The sequence below is a fragment of the Pararhodobacter sp. genome (genome assembly GCF_036802785.1).
Lineage (GTDB): Bacteria > Pseudomonadota > Alphaproteobacteria > Rhodobacterales > Rhodobacteraceae > Pararhodobacter.
Window position 1 is genome coordinate 49,557 of record NZ_DAIRVN010000006.1, and the last position, 23,188, is coordinate 72,744.

A 23,188-nucleotide genomic window follows, 5' to 3' on the forward strand; every position below is an offset into this window, starting at 1 on the left:
ATGCTACCCCTTGGTTGAAAAGCTGTCAGTCCAGCCCTTCCGGCTGACCGACGATCACGAAATGCAGCGCCTCAGGCTTGATCAGTCGCGCCGCCGTGCGCTCAAGATCGGCCAGCGTGATCGCGTTCACCAGATCGTTGCGGATGTTCACATAGTCGATGTCAAAGCCCTGAAACTGCATCGAGGCCAGGATTGACGCGATGGAGCCGTTGCCATCGAACCGCAGCGGATAGGCGCCGGTCAGATAGGTCTTGATGCGCTCCAGATCATCCTCCGAGATGCCGCCACCGGCCAGCCATTCCCACTCATTGCGCAGAATTTCCACCACCTCGGCCACACGGTTGTTGGCGGTCGAAAGGCGGCCCTGAAAGCTGTCGCCATGGCTGGCCGATGCCAGCGAGGTGCCGACGCCATAGGTCAGCCCACGGGTTTCGCGCAACTCGGTCATCAGCCGCGTGCCGAAGCGTCCGCCGCCAAAGATTTCATTGAGCACGAAGGCGGGCATGAAATCAGGGTCATCGCGCGGCAGGCCCGCATGGCCAAAGGCGATAACCGATTGCGGGCCGTCATGGGGGACAACCGTAATGCCCGGCGGGGCGGTGAAACCGGCATAGTCCGGCAGCGGCACGCTGGCCTCGGGCAGATCCGCGAGCAGGCGGTCAAGGATGGCGCCCAGCTCTTCGGCGGAAATGTCGCCCGCCGCGCCGATCAGCACCCGGTCGCGGGTCAGCGCCGTCTGATGGGCGCTGAGGATGGCGTCACGGTCCAGCGCGGCCACGCTTTCAGGCGTACCGCCGGTGGGGCGCGCATAGGGATGGCCCACATAGGCCAGTTCGTTGAAGGTGCGGCTGGCGATGCTGTTGGGGTCACGCGCCGCCCGTTCCAGCGAGGACAGCTGCTGCGCGCGCGCCCGGTTCAGCGCGGCATCGTCAAAGCGCGGCTCCATCAGGGCAAGGCGCGCAAGCTCGATCACCTGATCGCGGTTTTCCGACAGCGCCTGTATCGACAGCGAGACCGAGTCGCGCCCGGCACTGAAGGCGACACTGCCTGCCAGCGATTCCAGCGCGGCGGCGTATTCCTGCGCATCCAGATCGCCCGCCCCTTCAGAGAGCAGGCCGCTCATCAGCGACACCGCACCCTCGGCCCCTTCGGGATCAAGATTGGCGCCGCCAGGGAAGATGATTTCGATGGCCACAAACGGGATCGAGCTTTCTTCGGACAGCCAGGCGCTGAAGCCTTGCGGCGATGTGACCGGCTGAATGTCGATTTCGGCATGCAGGGGCGTGGCAAAGGCCAGCGCAAGGGCAAGCGGTTTGAGCAGGTTCATCATTCTTCTCCCATCAGCCAGCCGGTGACCGAGGCGCGCCGGTCAAGCTGGCGCGCGGCGGCGAGGATTTCATCGGGGGTGATGTCTTGCAGGATATCGATCCAGCTTTGCGAATCCTCCAGCGTCAGCCCGGTGGCAAGGTCGGCGCCGATGGTCCGGGCACGGGATGTGGCATTGTCCTGTTCATAGATCACGGCGGCGCGCAGCATCATGCGGACCCGCTCAAGCTGCTCCATATCGACACCGTTTTCGATAAAATCGGCCAGCGCGCGGTCCAGTGCATCCTCAGCCTCCTGCATGTCCACACCGGGGGCGGGCATGATGCCCAGCGAGAACACCCCGTGATCGACCGCCGTGCCCATATACCCCGCCCATGCGGACAGCGAGACACCCTCATCATAGGTCAGGCGCCGCTCCAGCACCGAGGTTTGCGCGCTGCCGCCCAGAAGCCCGGCCAGCACCTGAAACGCCGCCGCTTCGCGCTGGTCACCCGCCTGGCGGCTGGGGGCCAGATAGAGGCGGCTGACATAGGGCTGGCCCACGCGCGCATCGCGCAGGGTCAGACGGCGCTCGGCATGTTGCGGCGGCTCTTGCGGGCGGGCGCGCGGCGGCAGGTCAGGGTTGGCCGGGATCGGCCCGTAATGGCGTTGCGCCAGCTCCAGCGCCTGCGCCGCATCGACATCGCCCGCGATGATCAGCACCGCGTTGTTGGGGGCGTAATGGGTGCGGTAAAAGCTTTCCGCGATCACGTCATCCAGCTGTTCCATCTCATGGCGCCAGCCGATGATCGGCACGCCGTAGCGGTGGTTCTGAAACAGCGCCGCGCGCATCTGTTCGTTGAACACGGCATCCGGGCGGCTTTCCAGCACCTGCCCGCGCTCTTCCAGAATGACCGCGCGTTCGGGCAGCCAGTCTGAGCGGTCAAGGCGCAGATTGACCATGCGATCGGCCTCCATCTGCATCATCAGCTCCAGCCGGTCCGAGGCGACACGCTGGTGATAGGCGGTATAGTCCCATGAGGTGAAGGCATTGTCGCGCCCGCCCTGCGCCTCGACGGTGGCGGAAAACTCGCCCTGTTCCATCGTGTCGGTGGCTTTGAACAGCAGGTGCTCCAGATAATGCGCGATGCCTGACTGGCCCGGCGCCTCATCGGCGGCGCCCACGCGATACCAGATCATCTGCGTGACCACCGGCGCGCGGCGATCCTCGATCACCACCAGCTCAAGCCCGTTATCCAGCGTGAAATGTTGCGGCGTGGTGGCGCGGGCGGGCAGGGTGGCGAGCAGGACAAGCGCGAGAACCGGGAAAAGGCGTGTCAGGGGACGCATGCAGCAATACTCCGTTTCGGTGTCGCACCACAGATACCGTTCCGGGGGGTGAGGGCAAGCGGCATGGCGCAGACGTGATGGCCGGGTGGCCTGATTGACCCCGCCCGGCGCTGCCCCTAGCATCCGCCCGCCCCGCCCGGCGTGAAGGCGCTGCCCGGCGGGGCGGCAGGCACAAAGCACAGGAGAGGCAGGATGCTGAACGTGGCAATCGTGGGGATCGGCGGCTGGGGCAAGACCCTTGTGAACGCTGTGCAGGGTAAAAGCGACAAACTGCGCTTCGTCGCGGGCGCTACCCGGCGGCGCGCACAGGCCGAGGGTTTTGCGGCCGAGGCCGGGTTCCGGCTACATGACAGCTACGCGCAGGTGCTGGCCGATCCGCAGGTGCAGGCGGTGGTGCTGGCCACCCCGCATCTGGACCATGAGGAACAGATGATTGCCGCAGCAAAGGCAGGCAAGCACGTTTTCGTGGAAAAGCCCTTTACGCTGAATGCCGCCAGCGCGCGCCGCGCCCTTGCCGCCATCGGGCGTGCCGGGGTGACGGTGGCTTTGGGCCACAACCGGCGCTTCCATCCGAACATGGCCGAACTGCGCTCGCGAATTCGCGACGGGCGGCTGGGTGTGGTGGAGCATATCGAGGCGACGATGACCGGGCCAAGCGCGCTGTTCATGCCACCGGAACACTGGCGCGCCGTGCCCGAGCAGTCGCCGGTGGGGGGCATGGCCCCGCAGGGTATCCACATGCTTGACGGCATGATCGACCTCAACGGTACGGTGGCCGATGTGATCTGCCAGACCACGCACCGCGCCGCGCCCACGGGTGTGCCGGACACGACCGGCATTCTGCTGCGGTTCGACAATGGCGCGACGGGGTATCTGTCCTGCCTGATTTCGACCGCCGCCAGCTACCGGATGTGCGTCTATGGCAGCAAGGGGATCGCCGAGATCCGCCTGCCGGGCCTGGATGAATTCACCTTCCGCGCCGTACCGCCCGCGCCCGGTGTGTCCGCTCCCGCTGAAGAACGGATCCTGCGCCCCGGTTTCGATACCCCATGCGCCGAGCTGGAAGCGTTCGCCGATGCCGTGGCCGGGCACGTGCCGTATCCGATCACGCCCGATCAGATGCTGCATGGCGTGGCGGTCTATGAGGCGATGATCCTCTCGGCCATGGACCGCAGTGTGGTGGCGGTGCAGCGATGAGTGGGGCGGGGATGAGCGGGGCTGCGCTTTTCGCGCTGATGGTGGTGGTGCTGGCAGGCGCGGTTCTGGCCACGCAGGCGCCGATCAATTCCGCCCTCGCCCGGCAGGCGGGCGACCCGCTGGTCGCGGCCTGTATCAGCTTTCTGGTGGGGTTTGTGGTGCTGGCGGCGATCTGGGCCTTTCGCGGCACCGGCCTGCCGCGCGATGTGCTGACAACCGCGCCGCCCTGGGTCTGGGTCGGCGGGGCGCTGGGGGCGTTCTATATCGCCGCGATGATCTGGGCGGTGCCGGTCACCGGGGCGTTCAGCGCCACCATGGCGCTGGTGGTGGGCCAGCTGGTGGCGGCGCTGGTGCTGGACCGGATCGGCGCGTTCGGCCTGCCGGTGCATGACATCAGCCTGACGCGCCTGGCCGGGTTGGGGCTGGTGCTGGCGGGGCTGGCGCTGTCGCGCATCTGAAGCCCCGCGCGTTCAGGAGGCGGCGTTTGCGGCTGCGGACGGGACTGCGACCGGGGTGGCCGCCGCCGGGCGCAGGGGCGGAAAGTCATCCGGGGTGATGGTTTCACGCTCCATCAGCAGTTTCGCGCCCGCCTCCAGATCGGTGCGGTGCTCCTCCAGCAGGCGGATCGCGCGCTGATAGGCGGTATCCAGCAGCTCCCGTACCGCAAGATCCACCTCGCGCGCCGTGGCCTCGGAATGGTCGCGCGGGTTGAAGCTGACCCGGTCCTCGCCCAGATAACCGCCGCGATCCTGCTCCAGCACCGCCTGGCCCAGCACGTCATGCATGCCGAAACGGGTGACGATCTGGCGGGCGATATCGGTGGCGCGTACCAGATCATCGGCCGCCCCCGTCGATACCTCGCCCATGGCGATCTGCTCTGCCGCGCGGCCCGCCAGCAGCATCACCATACGGTTTTCCAGCTCAGACCGCGTGATCAGGAAGCGGTCCTCGGTGGGGCGGGTCATGGTATAGCCCAAAGCGCCGATGGTGCGTGGGATGATCGACACCTTGTGCACCGGATCGGCGCCCGGCAGGGTGGCGGCGGCCAGCGCGTGGCCCATTTCATGCCAGGCAACGGTCTCACGCTCGCGCGGGTTCAGCAGGCGGCCCTTGCGCTCCATCCCCGCCACCACACGCTCAAGCGCCGATGTCAGGTCTTCCATCGTCACCAGTTCGGCCATGCGGCGGGTGGCGTGGATCGCGGCTTCGTTCACCAGATTGGCCAGCTCGGCACCCGTGAAACCCGGGGTCAGCCCCGCCACGGCGTCCACATCCAGCGCGGGATCAACCTGCACCTTACGCAGATGCACGCGCAGGATGGCGGCGCGGCCTGTCTTGTCTGGCCGGTCAACCACCACCTGCCGGTCAAACCGACCCGCGCGCATCAGCGCCGGATCAAGGATTTCCGGGCGGTTGGTGGCGGCCAGCAGCACGATGCCTTCGCGCGGGTCAAAGCCATCCAGCTCGGCCAGAAGCTGGTTGAGGGTCTGTTCCTTCTCATCATTCCCGCCGCCAAAGCCGCCGATGGAGCGCCGCTTGCCCAGTGCGTCCAGCTCATCAATGAAGATGATGCAGGGCGCGGCCTTGCGGGCCTGATCGAACAGATCGCGCACCCGCGCGGCGCCCACACCCACAAACATCTCGACAAATTCCGAGCCGGAGATGGAGAAAAACGGCACCCCCGCCTCACCGGCCACGGCGCGGGCGAACAGGGTCTTGCCGGTGCCCGGCGGGCCGGTGAGCAGAATGCCCTTCGGGATGCGCGCGCCAAGGCGACCGAATTTCTCGGGCTCCTTGAGGAAATCGACGATCTCTTTCAGTTCCGATTTCGCCTCGTCCACGCCCGCGACATCCTCAAAGGTGACGCCGGTGTCCTTCTCGACATAGACCTTGGCCTTGGACTTGCCGACACTCATCATTCCACCGAAATTCTGCTTTTCAATCACCCGGCGGAAGACGAACATCCACAGCGCGAAGATTAGCACGATCGGCAGCACCCAGGACAGAACCGCCCCCAGCGCCGTGTTCTCCACGGTGCCGTCAAACTCGGCGGTGGAACGCTCCAGCCGCGCTGTCAGGTCATCGGGCACGATATTGGTGACAAAATGGGTGCGCCCGTCGATGGCTTCGCGGTAGCGGCCCTGAATCTGTTCTGACTGCACTGTGAGCGTGGAAATGCGGTCAGATTCCAGATGCTCCAGAAAGGTGGAATAGGGAATACGCTCGGTCACCGACGCCGTCGAGAACCAGCTCTGAAACGCCATGAGGGCCAGGAACATGGCCACGAAATACCACAGGTGGAACTGTTGCTGCTTTTCCATTGCCCGTTCATCACCCTTTGCCGGCCGCTGCCTGCGACCAGTGCCAGTATGAATGGCCCGCAAAAGTTGCAATATGATTGAAATCAAAGGCAAGTGGCGGATGTGGTATTAAAGATCGGACGATGGAGCATCAGGGCGACAGAAAAGCGGTCTTCCGCGCGCAGGGTGTCACGCGGGTCTATCGGACCGGCGCGGTGGAGGTGCATGCGCTGCGCGGTGTCGATCTGGCGCTCTATGAGCGAGAGATGGTGGTGCTGCTGGGGGCTTCGGGCTCGGGCAAGTCCACACTTCTGAATATTCTCGGTGGGCTGGACCAGCCGACCGATGGCAAGGTTTTCTTCCGCGATCAGGAGCTGACGCGCGTATCGGATGCGCGCCTGACGGCCTTTCGGCGTGACCATGTGGGCTTTGTGTTTCAGTTCTATAATCTGGTGCCCAGCCTGACCGCGCGCGAAAACGTGGCGCTGGTGACGGAGATCGCCAAAGACCCCATGACGCCCGAAGAGGCGCTGGACCGTATGGGCCTCAAACCCCGGATGGACCATTTCCCAGCCGAGCTGTCAGGCGGTGAGCAGCAGCGCGTGGCGATTGCCCGCGCCATCGCCAAGCGCCCCGAAGTGCTGCTTTGCGATGAGCCCACGGGCGCGCTGGACAGCAAGACCGGCGTGCAGGTGCTGGAGGCGCTCAATGAGGTCAACCGCGATCTGGGCACCGCGACCGTGCTGATCACCCATAACGCGGGCATCCAGAAGATTGCGCATCGCGTGGTGGTGCTGGCCGATGGGCGCATCACCCGTGACGAGGAGAATCCCGCGCGCGTTCTGCCCTCGGAGGTAAGCTGGTGAGGGCGCTGGATGCAAAACTACTGCGCGACCTGCGGCGCATCTGGGCGCAGACGCTGGCGATTGCGCTGGTGCTGGGCTGCGGCATCATGGTGCTGGTGGGCGCGCAGGGCACCCTGCGCACGCTCGAAGGCACGCAGGCGGCCTATTATGAGCGCCACCGCTTTGCTGATGTCTTTGCCACGATGACCCGCGCCCCGGCGCCGATCATTGATGAGGTGGCGCAGATTGACGGTGTCGCGCAGGCTGAAGGGCGGATCGTGCTGTCGGCGGTGCTTGATATCGACGGGATGGAAGAGCCTGCGACCGCGCGCATCCTGTCGGTGCCGCCCGACGGGGCGGTGCTGAACGTGCCGCTTTTGCGCCGGGGCCGCATGCCCCACCCTGACCGCCCCGATGAAGTGGCGATCAACGAAGCCTTTGGCGAAGAGAACGCGCTGGTGCCGGGCAGCCGGTTCCGCGGGGTTCTCAACGGGCAGATGCGCGCGCTTGAGGTGACGGGCTGGGTGCTGTCGCCTGAGTTCATCTATACAATCGCGCCCGGCGGCATCATGCCTGACAACCGCCGCTTCGGCCTGATCTGGATGAATGAAACCGCCGCCGCTGCCGTGCAGGACATGACCGGCGCCATCAATGACATAAGCCTGCGGCTGGCGCGCGGGGCCGATGTGCGCGCCGTGATAGACCGGCTGGATACCCTGCTGGACCGCTATGGCGGCACCGGCGCGCATGACCGCGAAAGGCAGATGTCGCATTCCTTTCTGAATGGCGAGATGCAGCAGCTTGGCGTGATGTCCACCTATATGCCGCCGATTTTCCTGATCGTGGCGGCGTTTCTGGTGAACATGGTGCTGGGCCGCCTGATCGCCATGGAGCGCGCGCAGATCGGCCTGCTGAAGGCGGTGGGCTATGGCACGGGCGAAATTGCATGGCACTACCTGAAGCTGGCGATGCTGATCGGGGTGATCGGCATATTGGTGGGCTGGGGATTTGGCTGGTGGATCGCTCAGGCGATGATTTCGCTTTATGGTGATTTCTTCAAATTCCCGTTCATCCTGCGCGATCCGGGCTGGGGGGCGCTGGTGCTCTCGGCTGTTCTGGGCCTGGCCACGGTGGTGTTTGGCGGGGTGCGGGCGGTCTGGGCCTCGGTCCGGTTGCCGCCTGCGGAAGCGATGTCGCCGCCCGCGCCGCCCAGTTTCAGCCGTGGCGGCGTGGACCGGGTGCTGGGCGCGCTGCGGCTGCAGCAGACCACGATGATGATCTTCCGCTCGATCATCCGCTGGCCGGGGCGCGCGGCGATCACGCTGTTCGGGGTTTCGGCCTCGGTCGCGGTGCTGGTGATGTCGTATTTCATGTTCGATGCGGTCAGCCTGATTGCCGAGAACGTCTTTGACCGCTCAAACCGCCAGCAGGTGACCCTCGCGCTGAGCCATGCCGCGCCGCAATCGGCGGTGCTGGATGCGATGACACTGCCCGGTGTGCGGCAGGCCGAGGGCGGGTTTGCGATGCCGGTGCGGCTGGTCAACGGCCATCGCCACCGGCTCAGTGCGCTGTCGGCGCATTTCGCGGGCAGTGATCTGGTGCGGCTGATTGATGATTCCGGCGCCGTCGTCGCCCTGCCCGCCGAGGGCGTGGTGCTGCCGGACATGCTGGCGCGCGCGCTGGGCATCGCGGCGGGTGACATGCTGCGTATGGAAATGCTGGCACCGCCGCGCGAGGTGCTCGATGTGCCGGTTGCCGCCGTGATCCATCAGGGCATGGGGCAGGAGGTGCATATCGCGGCCCCCGCCCTGTTTGCCGCGATGCGCGTGGCGCCGCAGGTCAACCAGATCCATCTGATGGTCGAAGCCGATGCGATGCAGGCGCTGAACGCGCAGATCAAGGTTACCCCCGCCGTGGCAGGCCTTGCCGACTGGGCCGAGGTGCGGCGCCAGTTCGATGCGACGCTGAGCGAGAACCTGCTGACCATGGTCGGCATTTATACTCTGATCGGCGTTCTGATCGCCATCGGTGTGGTCTATAATGCCGCACGCATCCAGCTTTCCGAGCGCAGCTATGAGCTGGCCAGCCTGCGGGTGCTGGGCTTCACGCGGGGCGAGGTGGCTTTCGTGCTGGTGGGCGAGATGATGCTGCTGACCCTGCTGGCCATCCCCATCGGTTGGGTGCTGGGCTACTGGCTGGCGGCAGGGCTGGTGGGGGCGATGTCAACCGACATGATACAGATCCCCTTCGTGGTCACCAAACGCACCTATGCGCTGGCGGCGGTGGCGGTGTTTCTGGCCTCGCTGGCGTCGGTTCTCATGGTGCGGCGGCGGCTGGACAAGGTCGATCTGGCAATGGCGCTCAAGGCGCGCGACTGAAGGAGCAGGCGATGTCACGGATGCGCAAGGCAGGAATCGGTCTGGGGGGGCTTGTGCTGGCGGGCGCGCTGGTCTGGGCCATGTGGCCGGAACCTGCGGCGGTGGATATGGGCACCGTCGCGCGCGGGCCGATGCAGGTGACGGTCAGCGCCGAGGGCATCACCCGCGTGCGCGAACCCTATACGATCACCGCGCCGATTACCGGCAGCCTCACCCGCTCGCCGGTGCAGGTGGGGGACCGTGTGGTGCGCGGCGAAAGCGTGGTTGCCGTGATCCAGCCCGCCGAACCGGCCCTGATGGATGCCCGCTCGCGCCTGCAGGCTGAGGCTGCCGTGACCGAGGCCGAGGCGACGGTGCGGCTGGCCGAGGCCAATGTGGTGCGCGCCCAGTCCGATCTGTCGCATGCCAGCACCCAGCTTGAGCGCAACCGCGAACTGGCCGAGCGCGGCACAATCCCGCGGCGGATGCTGGAGGATATGGAGCAGGCCCATGTCACCGCCACGCAGGCCCTGTCGGCGGCGCGCTCGGAACTGGACATGCACCGCGCGACGCTGGCGCGGATGCAGGCGCAGCTGATGGGGCCGTCATTGGTGCAGATGCCGGTGAACGGGGGCGATACCTGCTGTGTTCGCATCGTGGCGCCCGAGACCGGCACGGTGCTGGACGTGACCGACACCAGCGCGCGGCTGGTGCAGGCCGGGGCGCCCTTGCTGAGCATCGGCGATATCGCGGATCTGGAGATCGAGCTGGATCTGCTGTCGGCCGATGCGGTGCGGGTGCCGCCACAGGCCCGCGCGCTGATCGAGCGGTGGGGCGGGGACAGCGTGCTGGAAGCGCGGGTCCGGCGTGTTGAACCCGCCGCCTTCACCCGGGTTTCGGCGCTGGGTATCGAAGAGCAGCGGGTGCGGCTGCGGCTGGACATCCTGACCCCGCCGGACGCCCGCGCCGGGCTGGGTGACCGGTTCCGGGTCTTCGTGCGGGTGGTCCTGTGGGAGGGGGAGGAGATCGTGCAACTGCCGCAGGCCGCGCTCTTCCGTCATGACGGGGGCTGGGCCGTGTTCCGGGTGATCGAGGGGCGCGCGGTGCTGACGCCGGTGCAGATCGGACGGCAGGCAGGTGGGCAGGCAGAGCTGCTGGGCGGGCTGGAAGAGGGCGCGACGGTGGTGATGTATCCGGCATCGTCGCTGAGCGACGGCGCCCGGGTGGTCGCGCGGGAGGGCTGAGGGAGAGGGCTCTGGGCGCGCGGGAAGGCCCTTTGAAGGCCCTTCCTTCAAGCCGCCCGGAAGCGGCATATACCCGGTTTGCAAACCGCGTTGGCACGGCATTTTGACATCCCTTGCCCCTTGCCCGGTCTGTCAGTCCCCCTTTGAGCGCAGCGCGAGGCGGATCTGTTTTTCGGTCTCCACCACCGCAAAGAACGCCACACCAATGCCCAGGATAATCGCCAGGTCGCTCAGCGCGACAGCGCTGGTACCGAAGGCGGCTTGCATGAAGGGCAGCCATGTCATCGCCGCCTGCGCGGCCACCGCCACCACCAGCGAGATCCAGACCGCACGGGTGCCCATCGCCGCCTGCCAGGTCAGCGAGGTGCCATGAAGATTGCGCACGAAGAACAGATGGACGATCTTCAGCACCACCAGCGTATTCAGCGCCAGTGTCCGGGCCAGCTCCACCGGGTCACCGCGGTTGACAGACCAGGTGAAGACCCCGAAGATCGCCAGCGCGAACAGCCCGCCGACCATCGCCAGATGCCACACCAGCGACCCTGACAGAAGCGGCGCATCGCGCGGGCGGGGCGGGCGCGCCATCGTGCCCTTCTCGGTCGGCTCGAACGCCAGCGCCACCCCCAGCGTGACCGAGGTCACCATGTTCACCCACAGGATCTGCAGCGCGGTGACCGGCAGGGCGAGGCCCAGCAGAAGCGCGATGATCACGGTCGAGGATTCGCCCGCATTGGTGGGCAGGGTCCATCTGATCACCTTGCGGATGTTGTCATAGACCGTGCGCCCCTCGCGCACCGCCGCCACGATGGAGGCGAAATTGTCATCGGCGAGCACCAGATCGGCAGCCTCTTTCGCTGCCGCCGACCCCTTGAGGCCCATCGCAATCCCCACATCGGCCCGCTTGAGCGCGGGCGCGTCATTCACCCCGTCGCCGGTCATTGCCACGGTCAGCCCGTGCGACTGCAGCGCTTTCACAAGGCGCAGCTTGTGTTCGGGCGTGGTGCGGGCAAAGACATCGACTTCACGCACCTGCTGTGCCAGCTGCCCGTCGTCCAGCGCATCAAGGTCACTGCCGGTCAGCACGCGGTTGGTATGTTCCAGCCCCACCTGCCGGGCGATGGCAGCCGCGGTGCCCGCATGATCGCCGGTGATCATCTTCACGGTGATCCCGGCGGCGCGGCATTCAGCGACGGCGGTGATCGCCTCCTGGCGCGGGGGGTCAATCAGACCGACAAGGCCCAGAAAGGTCAGCCCGCCGGAAAGCTGTTGCTCGTCAATGCTGTCGCCCGTGACATGGGCTTCGGCCAGCGCCAGCACCCGGTGGCCATCGGCGGCCAGCGCATCGGCGCGGTGGTGCCAGTGCCTGAGATCGAAGCCTGACGTTTCAGCCTCGCCGCACATCAGCAACACACGCTCGGGCGCGCCCTTCAGGAAGACCCGGCGCTTGTTGCCCTGACCCACCAGCACGGCCATGTAGCGGTGGCGGCTGTCAAAGGGGATGATGTCATGCCGGGTCCAGCCACCGGCGGCGTTTTCCGGCAGTGCCTTGCCCGCGAAGGTCAGCAGCGCGCCCTCCATCGGGTCACCCTCAACCCGCCAGCCGCTTTCGTCCTGATGCAGCTCGGCGTCGTTGCACAGCAATGCCGCGAGGGCGAGCGCGCTCAGATCGCCCTGCGGCTCTATCGCCCCCTCGGGCGCATGGCCGGTGCCCGCAACCGAAAAGCGCCCCTCGGGCGTTTCGGCGCGCGCCACTGTCATCTCGTTACGGGTCAATGTGCCGGTCTTGTCGGTGCAGATGACCGAAACCGCGCCCACGGTTTCAATGGCGGGCAGGCGGCGGACAATCGCATTGCGCCGCGACATCGCCTGCACGCCGATGGCGAGCGTGATGGTCAGCACGGCAGGCAGGCCTTCAGGAATGGCCGAAACCGTGACCGCGATCACCGCCATGAATAGCTCGTCAAAGGCATACTGGCTGACGAAATAGCCAAACACCAGCAGCAGCCCGGCGACAAGCAGGATGAACAGGCTGAGGCTGCGCGCGAAACGGTCCATCTGGGCAACCAGCGGCGTAGTCAGGCTTTCCACACTGCCCAGAAGCCCGCCGATGCGCCCGATTTCGGTCTGCGCGCCGGTTGCCACCACCAGTCCCCGCCCCGCGCCTTGGGTGATCAGCGTGCCTGACCACAGCATCGGCGCGCGGTCACCCAGCGGCGTATCGGCGGCCACCGGCGCGGTGCCTTTTTCGACGGGCACCGATTCGCCGGTAAGAATGCCCTCCTGCGCGGCCATGCCTTTGGCGGTGAGCAGGCGCAGGTCGGCGGGGACATGGTCCCCGGCATCCAGCAGAACTATATCGCCCGGCACCAGATCGGCGGCATCCAGCGTCACCCGCTTTCCGTCGCGCAGCACCGCCGCGCGTGGCGCAAGCATATCGCGCAAAGCCCCCATGGCGGCTTCGGCGCGCCCCTCCTGCACGAAGCCGATCACCGCGTTGAGCACGATCACCGCAAGGATGACCCCGGTATCAACCCAATGGCTCAGCAGCGCCGTCACGACGGCGGCAACCATAAGCACATAGATCAGCACATTGTGGAACTGGCGCAGCAGGCGCATCCATGCACTGCGGCGGGGCCCTTCGGGCAGGCGGTTCGCACCGTGGCGTGCCAGACGTTCGCGCGCGGCCTCGCTGCTCAGGCCTTGCGGCGTGGCATCAAGGGCGGAAAGGGCGCTGTCGGTGGAAAGGGCGTGAAACGGATGTTCGGTCATTGTGCTGTCAGTCCTTCGGGGCCTGCGCCCGGGCTGCCGCTGCCAAGCTGTCAGCGCTACGCAACGGGCTGCCCGGCCTGGTACTCAGTCCAGCGAAATACCCGCCGCCTGCATCGCGCTCATTGCCTGCCGCAGCGAGCCGTCAAGGTCAATAGCGCGGCAGGCATCGGTGCGCACTGTGACAGAAAACCCCAGCCGCGCCGCATCAAGCGCCGACCATGCGACACAGAAATCGGTGGCCAGCCCCGCGAAGGTCAGCGTGGTGATGCCGCGTGTGCGCAGATAGCCTTCAAGCCCGGTGGCTGTCTGCCGGTCATTCTCAAAAAACGCCGAATAGCTGTCAAGCGCGGGGTCAGAGCCCTTGCGGAGGATCAGATCGGCTTGGTCGGTGTTCAGGCCGGGGTGAAACGCGGCTCCTTGCGTGCCGATGACGCAATGTGCGGGCCACAGGACCTGCTTGCCATAGGGCAGGGCAATCTGGCTGAACGGTGCCGCGCCGGGATGGCTGCCGGCGAAAGAGCTGTGCGCGGCCGGGTGCCAGTCCTGCGTCAGGATGGTGACGGGGAATTCAGCCATCAGCGCATTCACCGGCGCCACCACTGCATCGCCCTGCGCGACGGCAAGCGCGCCGCCGGGGCAGAAATCATTCTGGATGTCGATGGCGATCAGGGCTTCGGTTTTAGGGCGCATGGTTTACCTTCGGGCTTTCCCCCTTGGGTACGGCGCGCGGGGCGGCCCGTCAATTGCTGTGTCCGGTGCCGCGCAGGCACCCGGGGGTGCGGGCTTGTGCAAGGCCGTGCAATTGGCGAGACTGCGGGCGCGAAACAAGGAAGCGGGCGGGCATGGCCATTGATACCTGGGATGAAATCCGCACCGCCTGGCATGTCGCCAAGGCGGGCACGGTCAGCGGCGCCGCCGAGGCGCTGGGGGTGCATCATGCAACCGTGATCCGGCATATTGATGCGCTGGAGGCGCGGCTGGGTGTGAAGCTGTTTCAGCGCCATTCGCGCGGCTACACCCTGACCGAGGCGGGTGAGGTTCTGGCGCAGGTGGGCCGCACCACCGAAGAGCAGTTTGCCCAGATGGAGGCGCGGCTTTGCGGGCTGGATGCAGGCATCTCGGGCGAGTTGGTGATCACAACACTGCCTGATCTGTGCGGGCTGATCATGCCCGCGCTGGCGCAGCTGGTCATTGACTACCCTGACCTGCGCCTGCGGCTGCGCACCGAGCGGCGGGTGTTCCGGCTGGAATATGGCGAGGCGCATGTGGCCGTCCGCGCCGGGTCTCAGCCGTCTGAGCCCGATAACGTGGTGCAGTTGTTGCGCCACTGGCCCGTCGGCCTTTATGCCAGCCCCGCCTATCTGGCGCGCCATGGTCAGCCCGGCAGTGATGCCGAACTGGCGGCGCATCTCTTCGTCGGCGATGATCAGGAGGATACGCGCGCGCCCTTCCTGCGCTGGCTTGCCACGCGAGGCTATCAGCAGGTGTTCCGCAGCAACGAAGCCTCGGCGCAGCGCGCGGCGGTGGAGGCGGGGCTGGGGCTGGGCTTCCTGTTTCCTGAGCAGGCCGCGCCCGATCTGGTGCAGGTGAGGCCGCCGCGGCCGGAATGGGATGTGCCGCTCTGGCTGGTGTCGCATGTCGATCTGCATCGCACGCCCAAGGTGCAGGCCGTGCTGGCGGCACTGAAGGGTGGAATGCAGGCATGAGGCCGGAACAATTGGTGGGGGATGTGCGCGCCGAGGCGCTGAAGGGGCATGCGGCGATGCTGCTCTTCTCGGCCTCGGTGGCAGGGTCGTTCAGTCTGGGGGCGCTGGTCGCCAATGACATCGCGCCCGCCGCCCTGAATGCCGGGCGGTTCCTGATCACGGCGGTGGTGCTGGCGGCGCTGGCGATGGTCATCGGTGGGCCCGGCAGGCGCGGCTACCGGCGCGCGGATTTCCGCGCGCCCTGGCGGTATCTGCTGCTGGGAACCCTCTTTGCCGGGTATTTCGTGCTGATGTTCGAGGCGCTCAAAACCGCCTCGCCGGTTTCCGTGGGGGCGGTGTTCACGCTCACGCCGCTGCTGACCGCGGGTTTCGCGTGGCTGTTCCTGCGCCAGTTGCTCAATGGCTGGATGGCGCTGGCGCTGGCCATCGGGGCGGCAGGGGCTGTCTGGGTGATCTTTGACGGCGATCCGGGGGCGTTGGCGGCCTTTCAGCTGGGGTATGGCGAGGCAATCTATTTCTTTGGCTGCGTACTGCACGCAGCCTTTACCCCGCTCCTGCGCCGCCTGAACCGGGGTGAGCCTGCGCTGGTGATCACCTCGCTGGTCATGGCGGCGGGGTTCTGTGTGCTGCTGGTATACGGCTGGTCTGATCTGCGGGCGATCCAGTGGGCGGCGCTGTCGCCGCTGATCTGGTTCACGCTGCTCTATCTGGCGCTGGCTGCCAATGCGCTGACCGTGCTGCTGCTGCAATTCGCCGGGCAGCGGCTGCCGTCATCAAAGGTGATGGCCTATACCTATCTGACCCCCGCCTGGATCATCCTGTGGGAGCTGTCGCTGGGCCATGGGGTGCCCGGCGCGCTGGTTCTGCCCGGCATCGGGCTGATCGCGCTGGCGCTGGTCATGCTGCTGCGTCAGGACTGACGCCCGCCGGACTTTCGCACTGAGGCCGGGTCACGAAAGGAGGACACTGTTGCGCTTGATCTCAAGGTAGCGCATGTGCCAGCTTTTTACCCAGCCGGGGATCGCTCTGCCGGGCATGGGACGGGCGCAGAAATAACCCTGCGCCAGATCGCAGCCCAGCTCCTTGAGCACTTTCCAGTCCTCGATCTCTTCGACGCCCTCGGCAATCGTCTGCATGCCCAGCTGGCGCCCCATGTCGATGCTGGCTTGCAGGATCGCGCGCTTTTGCGGGTCGGCATGGGCGCCGTGCACAAAGCTGCGGTCGATCTTAAGCTCGTCAAAGGGCAGGTCGCGCAACTGCGCAAGCGAGGAATGGCCGATGCCGAAATCGTCGATCGACAGCCGCACCCGCCGAAGCCGCAGCCGCGTCAGGATATCCAGCACCGCGACCGGGTCCTGCATCAGGCGGCTTTCGGTCACCTCAAGGATCAGGCTTTCGGCGGGCACTTCGGCCGAGGCGAGCGCCGCCATGACCTTTTCAGGGAAATCGAGCGCATTCAGATTCTCCATCGAGATATTGACCGCCACGCGCAGCGTCAGCCCCATCTCGCGCCAGCGGGCGGACTGGGCCAGCGCCTTGGTCAGCACCAGATGGGTCAGATCGTCGATCAGCCCGTGTTCTTCGGCAACCGGGATGAACTGGTCAGGAAAGACCATGCCATCGGTGGGGTGCTGCCAGCGCACAAGGCATTCCGCCTCCAGCGGGCTGCCGTCGGACAGCAGCACCTTGGGCTGGTAATAGTTGATCAGCTCGTCATTCTCGATCGCGCGGCGCAGCTCGGCGGCGCTGTACATTTTATGGTCAGGCCGGGTGCTCTCAGCGCCTGCGGGGGCGGCGGCGACAAGGATCTTGCGCAGTGCATCCAGATCGATGGGCTTTTTCAGAATTCCCAGAAGCCGCAGATTCTGGCGCCGCGCAAGGCTGGCCGCGGCGTGCACCGTGCGGTCATCCTCACCGCTGAACAGAACCAGCTGGCCGCCAAAATCGGAACGCACCAGCCGCCGCTGAAAGGCGATGCCGTCGATGCCCGGCATCTGCAGGTCACAAAAGACCAGATCAAAGGCATCCTCGCCGACCGCATGATTGATACTGTCAAGCGCCTTGAGCGGATCGGTGAAACCGGCGACATCCTGCTGACCAAGCACCGAAAGCTGATGGGTGATCAGCTTCAGCTCGAACGGGTCGTCGTCAATCGCGATGACCTTCAGCTTGCGGTCAATGGCGGACATGACCTGCGCTTCCAACGGCGCGTGTAATGGCGCTTCCGACGGCATCCGAGGCGAGCCCGAACCGGGCGAGCAAGGGGCTGAGTTCATCAATGTCCTCCTTTCGGCAGGCGTCTTCAATTCGGGCGCAGAGCGCGCCAAGATCCATCGCGCCAACAGCACGGGAGGTGGATTTCAGGCGATGGGCCAGCGCACCGATGCGGTCCAGATCATGGGCATTGGCGGCTTCTTGTATCTGGGTGGTAAGCGGGGTCATCTGCTCGCGGAAGAGGTTGAGAAATTCGTGCTGCATCTCTTCGTCATCGCCGATCCGCGCCGCCAGTTCCGACAGATCCAGCACGGGCCCTTCCGCCTGCGGGTCGGTCTCTGGTTGCGCGGGTTGCTCAGCCGGAGTGGCGGGGCGGCTGTTTCGCGCGGCGCTGCGGCGCTTGTAGACGGGCGTTCCCGCCACAGCGGATTCCGGCGCGCGCTCGGCCGGGGTGGCGGGTGCGGCGTCCTTGTGCTTTCCGCCCGCTGGTGCCGGTGGCGCCGCTTCGGTCAGCCAGGGTCGCAGCGCGGCATCCAGGGTCTTGAGGGTGACGGGCTTGATCAGCAAGCCGTCCATCCCGGCCTCGCGGATCGTGTCGACCACCTCCTGGCGGGCATCGGCGGTCAGCGCCAGTATGGGAAGCCGCCGGGACGGGGCACCGTCATCCGCATCGGCCTTGCCGCCGACCCTGATCTCTTCTTCGCGGATACGCCGGGCAAGCGCATAGCCGTCCATATCCGGCATGTGCAGGTCAGTCAGCAGCAGCGAATACCGCCCGAAACGGGCCAGTATCAGCGCCTCTTCGCCATTGCAGGCAAATTCGGCGCGCAGGTTCAGCAGGCCAAGCTGGCGGCGGATGACCTTCTGGTTCATCGGGTCGTCTTCGGCGACGAGGATGGGCAGAATCGACTGGGAATCGGCATAGCCCCGCTCGGCGTCGCCACCCGCAAGGGTGTCCACATGGCTTTGCAGCCGCCCCACGCAAAGCGCGGCGGCTTCGACAAGGCGGCCATAGGACAGGCCGGCGCCATCCACTTCGGTGACCCGCTCGGAGACAAGCCGCGCCCGCGTCCGCCGCCCGCGCCCGGATGCGATCACCAGATGCGGTACCGAGGGGGGCGTCGTCAGGTTCCGGACATGCTTCAGCCCGCAGACCAGCATCGAAAGGCCCGTGGCATCCGTATCGTCGGTCTCGTCCACCTTCACCTCGGCGCCGGCGTGTTTCAGATAGGCGGCGATATCCTGCGCGATATAGGAACTGCTTTCGCGCACGACGCAGCGCAGACCCGCCAGCGGTTTTTCGCGCGGCATGGCCGGGTCAGGAGCGATCTCTTCCAACGGCAGGTTGAGCGTGAAGGTGGAGCCCTCGCCGGGTGTGCTGAACACGGAAACCCGGCCGCCCATCATCGCCACAATCCGGCGGGTGATGGCAAGGCCCAGACCCGTGCCGCCATACCGGCGCGTCAGCTGTGAATCGCCCTGCGCGAAGGGCTCGAAAACCCGCTCCATCAGCTCTTCGGACATGCCAATGCCGTTGTCGCGCACGGTGATCCGCAATTCCTGCGTCACGCCCTCATCGCTGTCAACGCGCAGTTCCACCTTGCCGGTGCGGCCCTGGATTTCGGCCGAGAACTTGATGGCATTGCCAAGCAGATTGTAAATCACCTGCCGCAGCCGCAGCCCGTCAATCAGAATGGTCGAGGGCAGCTCGGGCGCGACGAAGCAATGGACCAGAATGCCCTTTTCGGAGGCCGTGCTGATCAGGCTGCCGACAACGGCATCAACGGTTTCATTGAGATTGATCGCCGAGGGCAGCATCTTCACCTGCCCGGCCTCGATCTTGGAGATGTCCAGAATATCGTCGATCAGGTGCAGCAGATGGCGCCCCGCATCATGCATCGCGCTCAGCAGGTCTGCCTGATCGTCTGACAGCGCGCTTTGGTTCAGCACCTCGGACAGGCCGATGATCGCGTTCATCGGGGTGCGGATTTCATGGCTCATGGTTGCCAGAAAAGCCGATTTCGCCTGATTGGCCTCTTCGGCGACAACGCGCGCCAGCCGGTCTTCCTGCTGGCGCCGCCGCTCGATGGCAGACGCGATGGTATTGGCGGCAGCGCGCAAGGCCTCCTGTTCGGCCAGTGACCAGTGGCGGTCTGTGGCGCAGTCGTCAAAACCAAGGATGCCCCACCATTCGCCATGCACGAACACCGGAATGGCGATGATCGCCTTGATGCCCCTCGGCTCCAGCACGGCCTGTTCGGCGGGCAGAAAATCGCGCGAACGGGCCTGCATGACGCCGCCCAGCTGCATCCGCTCCGCCCAGTGGCCCAGCCCCCGGGACATGATGTCAATGCCCTTCGACGCGCTCCAGATCTCAGTCGGTGTAATGCCGGGCGCGCTCCATTCATGCAGGACCGAGGCAAACATGCGGTGGTTCCGGTCCGTCCTTGCGCGCAGCACATAGGAGCGGCTGGCATGAATGGCTTGCCCCAGCGTGGACAGGATGGTGTCAATCTCCTGTTCCCAGTCCCAGGTTGTCAGCAGCCGTTCGGCGGCAAAGGCGACCGCGCTGAGGATTGCGTCGCGCTGGCGCAGATTGGCTTCGGTCAATCGCTGGCGCGTCACGTCGCGCATGATCACCATCGCGCCCAGCTTGCGGCCGCTGGCGTCATGGAGCGGGGCGCCGCTGCAGATGACGTGGCGCCGTGGTTTGCCCTCGGTGATGATCGACATTTCGGAATCGCGCACCGTTTCGCCGTTCAGCGCCCGCAGGAGCGGGATGGACCCTGCCTTGAGCTGGCGTTTTCCGTCGGCGGAAAAGAGCGAGAAATGATCGGCCCATTCCTCGGGCGGGATGGTGAGGGCGTCGGTGCCGTGCCATTCGCGCGCCGTGCGGTTGAACATCTTGAGCTTGCCATTGGCATCGCAGGCGATCACCGCGAAATGCGACGATTCCAGCAGCGCGTTCTTGAATGCCTGCTCCTCAACCAGCGCTTGTTCGGCGCGTTTTAGGTCGGTCACATCCAGCGTGGTGCCCACCGTGCGCAGCGGCCTGCCCTGCTCATCGAAGGTTGTTTCGCCGCGTTCGGCGATATGGCGCACCTCACCGTCCGGCCGGATGATCCGGTGCACGGAATTATAGGGCGCGCGCGCGGCCAGCGCGGTAGCCAGCAGCGTGGCCTCGCTCTCGCGGTTCTCGGGGTGCAGGGCCTTCTGGAAATCTTCCTGACTGGGTCTGAAGGTTTCCGGATCATGGCCGAAAATGCGATAGGTCTCTGCCGACCAGATCACTTCACCTGACATGTGATCAAGCTCCCAACGTCCGAGCCCAACAAGTTCATGCGCCTCGCGCAGTTCCTGCTCGCTCCGGAAAAGGCGTTCCTCGATTTCTTTCTGCTCGTGAATATCGGTGATCAGCCCCTCGATGGCGCGTATCAGGCCATCTTCACCCACCACGCCGCGCATGGTGATGACCATCCAGCGGTAGCTGCCGTCCGGCAAAAGGCCACGTACCACATTCCTGGACGTTGTCCGCGTCTCAAGCGCCTCAGCGATGCTTGAGCGCAGTGCCGTGCGGTCGTCACGGTTCAGCAACTGGTCGATCCTGACCTTGCCGCTGAGCAATTCCTGCGGCTCCACGCCAAACAGATCGCGCACCCCGTCGCTGACATAATCAAGCCAGTATTCCGTCGCGGTGCCGCACAGACGAAAGGCCACCCCGACCAGATTGGACAGCAGCGCCTTGTGCTGCCGCTCACTCTGGATCAGGGCGCGTTCGCTTTTGCTCAGCCGCTCCTCGATCAGCTTCTGCTCGTGGATATCGGTCAGATACCCTTCCAGCGCCTCCAGGCGGCCCTCGGCGTCATAGACGCCGCGACAATTCTCCAGCACCCAGCGGTAGCTGCCGTCAGGCTGACGTATGCGGAACAGGTTGCGCACCGTGGTGTGTTCGTCCAGCGCGATCAGTGTCGCGTTGCGCATACGGTCAAAATCTTCCGGATGCACCACATCGGCGGGCGTGATCAGCCCTTTTATCATATCCTTCGGGTCGATGCCGCACAGATCGCGCATGCCTTCGCTGACATATTCCAGTGTAAGGCCACCCATTCCGTCGCTGACAGAGCGATAGGCGACACCTGCCAGATGGGCGAGAAGCGTCTTGTGCCGGCTTTCACTGGCGCGCAGCGCCGAAACCGTCTGCGTGTAGCCGGGCAGCGCGCTGATCACCAGCGCGTAGTCGCTGTCCTTGACGCCAAGCGCGCGGATCGGAAGAACCTGACAGACCGACCAGATCGGCGCGCGCCCGTTCGGTACCACCTGAAGCTCCATAGAGAAGCCCTGGATCTGATCGGCAAGCACGGCGTCGATGCGACTGTGAAGCCGGCACTGATCATCCGGGTGAACAATGTCCCCCAGCGTCATGTGGCCGAATTCTTCCGGCGTGAAGCCAAGGAAATGGCACAGGCTTGAATTGGCAATCGAAAAGCGCCCGTCGCGGTCAAGCCGCCCGACACCGAACTGCCCGCTGTCTTCGGGCTGCGGGCGCGGGTAACCGCCTGAAGGTGTCGCAAAGCTCATATCATTGCATCCGTTGCACCAGAAATGCGGCAAGTGGACTGTGACGCCTTTCGCACACAGAAGCGCCTGAGGGCCGCGCGTGGCCCCTGGAAACGCTTTTCATATCCCCGGGTCCGCGCCTGCGTGACCCATGCTGCACTGCTCATCTCTGCCTTCCTTGGCCCGGGCGTTCCGGCTTTTCTGACCGTTCATTGTTTCGCCTGCGGGTGCGTTCATGCCTCTGCGCGGCTCATTGCTTTTCTGCGGTTCTTCCTGAGATCTGCGCAGCTTCAATGCCTTTCGCAAGGTGTCAGACATGCAATAGAGGGTCCAATTACGTTCATTTTTGGGCGAAAAAGCTGCAACAATCCGCTACTCAGAGACATTTTCCACACGATTCAGGAACTCTTTTGCCGACACGCGCAGCGATTGTCGATATCCCTGCGCGTGATCGCGCTCAGGTTGTGCGCGGGTGCTGCAAAGGGGCCGCGCGCGGGTGCCATGACAGGGCTTGCGCCGCGCGACGACAGCTTCTAGTAAACGCGCGCCCGGTCAAAGCCCGCTGGCCAAGTCTCCGACCACCTTGTCAAAACGGAATACATCATGTCCCGCTCTTATCTGCCCGGCATTCTTGCCATGGCCGCCATCGTCGTGGCCTCGAATATTCTGGTTCAGTTTCTTCTGGGTGATTACCTCACCTGGGGTGCACTGACCTATCCGCTCGCTTTTCTGGTCAACGACGTGATGAACCGCGTCTATGGCCCCACCGCCGCCCGCCGCGTTGTCTGGGCGGGTTTTGCCACCGGCGTCGCCTGCTCGCTGATCGGGACGCAGATCGTCGGTGAATTCGGCCCGCTGGTGACGCTGCGCATCGCGATGGGCTCAGGCCTGGCGTTTCTCTGCGCGCAGATGCTGGATATCGTCATTTTCGACCGGCTGCGCGATCAGCGCTGGTGGAAAGCACCGCTGGCTTCGACGATGGTAGGGTCAACCGTGGACACCGCGCTCTTTTTCACGGTCGCCTTTGCCGCCACGCTGACCTTCCTTGAGCCCGGGAACGATGTCTCATGGGCAGGCGGCTCATTGCCGCTTCTGGGCTGGGGTTTCAGCGCGCCGCTCTGGGTCAGTATGGCGGTTGCTGACTGGATGGTCAAACTGGGTCTGGCGCTGCTCGCTTTGGCGCCGTTTCGGATACTCGTTCGAAAATTGACGCAACCTGTCGCATAAAAACTTTTGACAAACACAAAATCTGTGCCACCATGTCCTTACAAGTCAACCCAGCGAAAGGAGGTGGTCCAGTGTCTAGAGTGATATTGGAGAGAGGTGTCGGAACAGTCGGAGGAA

General features: G+C 65.3%; 15 protein-coding genes. 8 read left to right on the forward strand and 7 right to left on the reverse strand.

From position 1 onward, the window contains the following. Positions 1-25: 25 nt before the first annotated feature. The gene (locus tag V7Q53_RS04165) at positions 26-1,330 is read right to left on the reverse strand and encodes a M16 family metallopeptidase (RefSeq protein ID WP_442954410.1); all 1,305 of its coding nucleotides are present in this window, start codon (positions 1,328-1,330) and stop codon (positions 26-28) included. Continuing rightward, entirely contained in the window at positions 1,327-2,655 is a 1,329-nt protein-coding gene (locus V7Q53_RS04170) for a M16 family metallopeptidase (protein ID WP_333827138.1), read from the reverse strand. Before V7Q53_RS04170 ends, V7Q53_RS04165 begins: the two co-directional genes overlap by 4 nt. 192 nt (positions 2,656-2,847) lie before the next feature. On the opposite strand from V7Q53_RS04170, the gene V7Q53_RS04175 reads away from it, so the two are divergent. Both V7Q53_RS04175 and V7Q53_RS04180 read left to right on the forward strand, forming a co-directional pair. Then, a complete protein-coding gene (locus tag V7Q53_RS04175) occupies positions 2,848-3,852 on the forward strand; it encodes a Gfo/Idh/MocA family protein (protein WP_333827139.1) in 1,005 nt (334 codons plus the stop codon). Between the two features lie 11 nt (positions 3,853-3,863). Then, positions 3,864-4,310, forward strand: a complete 447-nt coding sequence (locus tag V7Q53_RS04180; protein WP_333827141.1) for a DMT family transporter — start codon at positions 3,864-3,866, stop codon at positions 4,308-4,310. 12 nt (positions 4,311-4,322) lie between these two features. On the opposite strand, the gene ftsH is transcribed toward V7Q53_RS04180, so the two are convergent. After that, positions 4,323-6,173, reverse strand: a complete 1,851-nt coding sequence (gene ftsH, locus V7Q53_RS04185) for an ATP-dependent zinc metalloprotease FtsH (protein ID WP_333827143.1) — start codon at positions 6,171-6,173, stop codon at positions 4,323-4,325. Positions 6,174-6,295: 122 nt separating this feature from the next. Between ftsH and V7Q53_RS04190 the strand changes: the two genes are divergently transcribed. From V7Q53_RS04190 to V7Q53_RS04200, 3 genes are read left to right on the forward strand one after another with little or no spacing between them, the layout of a single operon-like run. Continuing rightward, positions 6,296-7,018 (forward strand): ABC transporter ATP-binding protein, encoded by a 723-nt coding sequence (locus V7Q53_RS04190; RefSeq protein WP_333827145.1) that lies wholly within the window; start codon positions 6,296-6,298, stop codon positions 7,016-7,018. Beyond that, a complete protein-coding gene (locus V7Q53_RS04195; protein WP_333827147.1) occupies positions 7,015-9,375 on the forward strand; it encodes an ABC transporter permease in 2,361 nt (786 codons plus the stop codon). Before V7Q53_RS04190 ends, V7Q53_RS04195 begins: the two co-directional genes overlap by 4 nt. Before the next feature lie 11 nt (positions 9,376-9,386). Continuing rightward, positions 9,387-10,598 carry an efflux RND transporter periplasmic adaptor subunit gene (locus V7Q53_RS04200; RefSeq protein WP_333827148.1) on the forward strand — a complete coding sequence of 404 codons (1,212 nt, stop codon included), beginning with the start codon at positions 9,387-9,389 and terminating at the stop codon, positions 10,596-10,598. Positions 10,599-10,730: 132 nt separating this feature from the next. Here V7Q53_RS04200 and V7Q53_RS04205 read toward each other — a convergent pair whose 3' ends face one another. Together V7Q53_RS04205 and pncA are read right to left on the reverse strand one after the other, a co-directional pair. Next, a complete protein-coding gene (locus V7Q53_RS04205; protein WP_333827150.1) occupies positions 10,731-13,367 on the reverse strand; it encodes a cation-transporting P-type ATPase in 2,637 nt (878 codons plus the stop codon). Positions 13,368-13,451: 84 nt separating this feature from the next. Beyond that, positions 13,452-14,057, reverse strand: a complete 606-nt coding sequence (pncA, locus tag V7Q53_RS04210) for a bifunctional nicotinamidase/pyrazinamidase (RefSeq protein WP_333827151.1) — start codon at positions 14,055-14,057, stop codon at positions 13,452-13,454. A gap of 158 nt (positions 14,058-14,215) precedes the next feature. Here pncA and V7Q53_RS04215 point away from each other — a divergent pair, with 158 nt between their 5' ends. Continuing rightward, the gene (locus V7Q53_RS04215; RefSeq protein ID WP_442954412.1) at positions 14,216-15,073 is read left to right on the forward strand and encodes a LysR family transcriptional regulator; all 858 of its coding nucleotides are present in this window, start codon (positions 14,216-14,218) and stop codon (positions 15,071-15,073) included. Next, complete coding sequence (locus V7Q53_RS04220; protein WP_333827153.1) at positions 15,070-15,993, forward strand: DMT family transporter; 924 nt, start codon at positions 15,070-15,072, stop codon at positions 15,991-15,993. Before V7Q53_RS04215 ends, V7Q53_RS04220 begins: the two co-directional genes overlap by 4 nt. 30 nt (positions 15,994-16,023) lie before the next feature. Here V7Q53_RS04220 and V7Q53_RS04225 read toward each other — a convergent pair whose 3' ends face one another. Together V7Q53_RS04225 and V7Q53_RS04230 are read right to left on the reverse strand one after the other, a co-directional pair. Next, positions 16,024-17,262 carry an EAL domain-containing response regulator gene (locus tag V7Q53_RS04225; RefSeq protein WP_333827155.1) on the reverse strand — a complete coding sequence of 413 codons (1,239 nt, stop codon included), beginning with the start codon at positions 17,260-17,262 and terminating at the stop codon, positions 16,024-16,026. Next, complete coding sequence (locus tag V7Q53_RS04230; RefSeq protein ID WP_333827157.1) at positions 17,249-21,865, reverse strand: PAS domain-containing protein; 4,617 nt, start codon at positions 21,863-21,865, stop codon at positions 17,249-17,251. Before V7Q53_RS04230 ends, V7Q53_RS04225 begins: the two co-directional genes overlap by 14 nt. 582 nt (positions 21,866-22,447) lie before the next feature. On the opposite strand from V7Q53_RS04230, the gene V7Q53_RS04235 reads away from it, so the two are divergent. Then, positions 22,448-23,071, forward strand: coding sequence for a queuosine precursor transporter (locus V7Q53_RS04235; protein WP_333827158.1), 624 nt, complete (start codon positions 22,448-22,450; stop codon positions 23,069-23,071). Positions 23,072-23,188 lie beyond the last annotated feature (117 nt).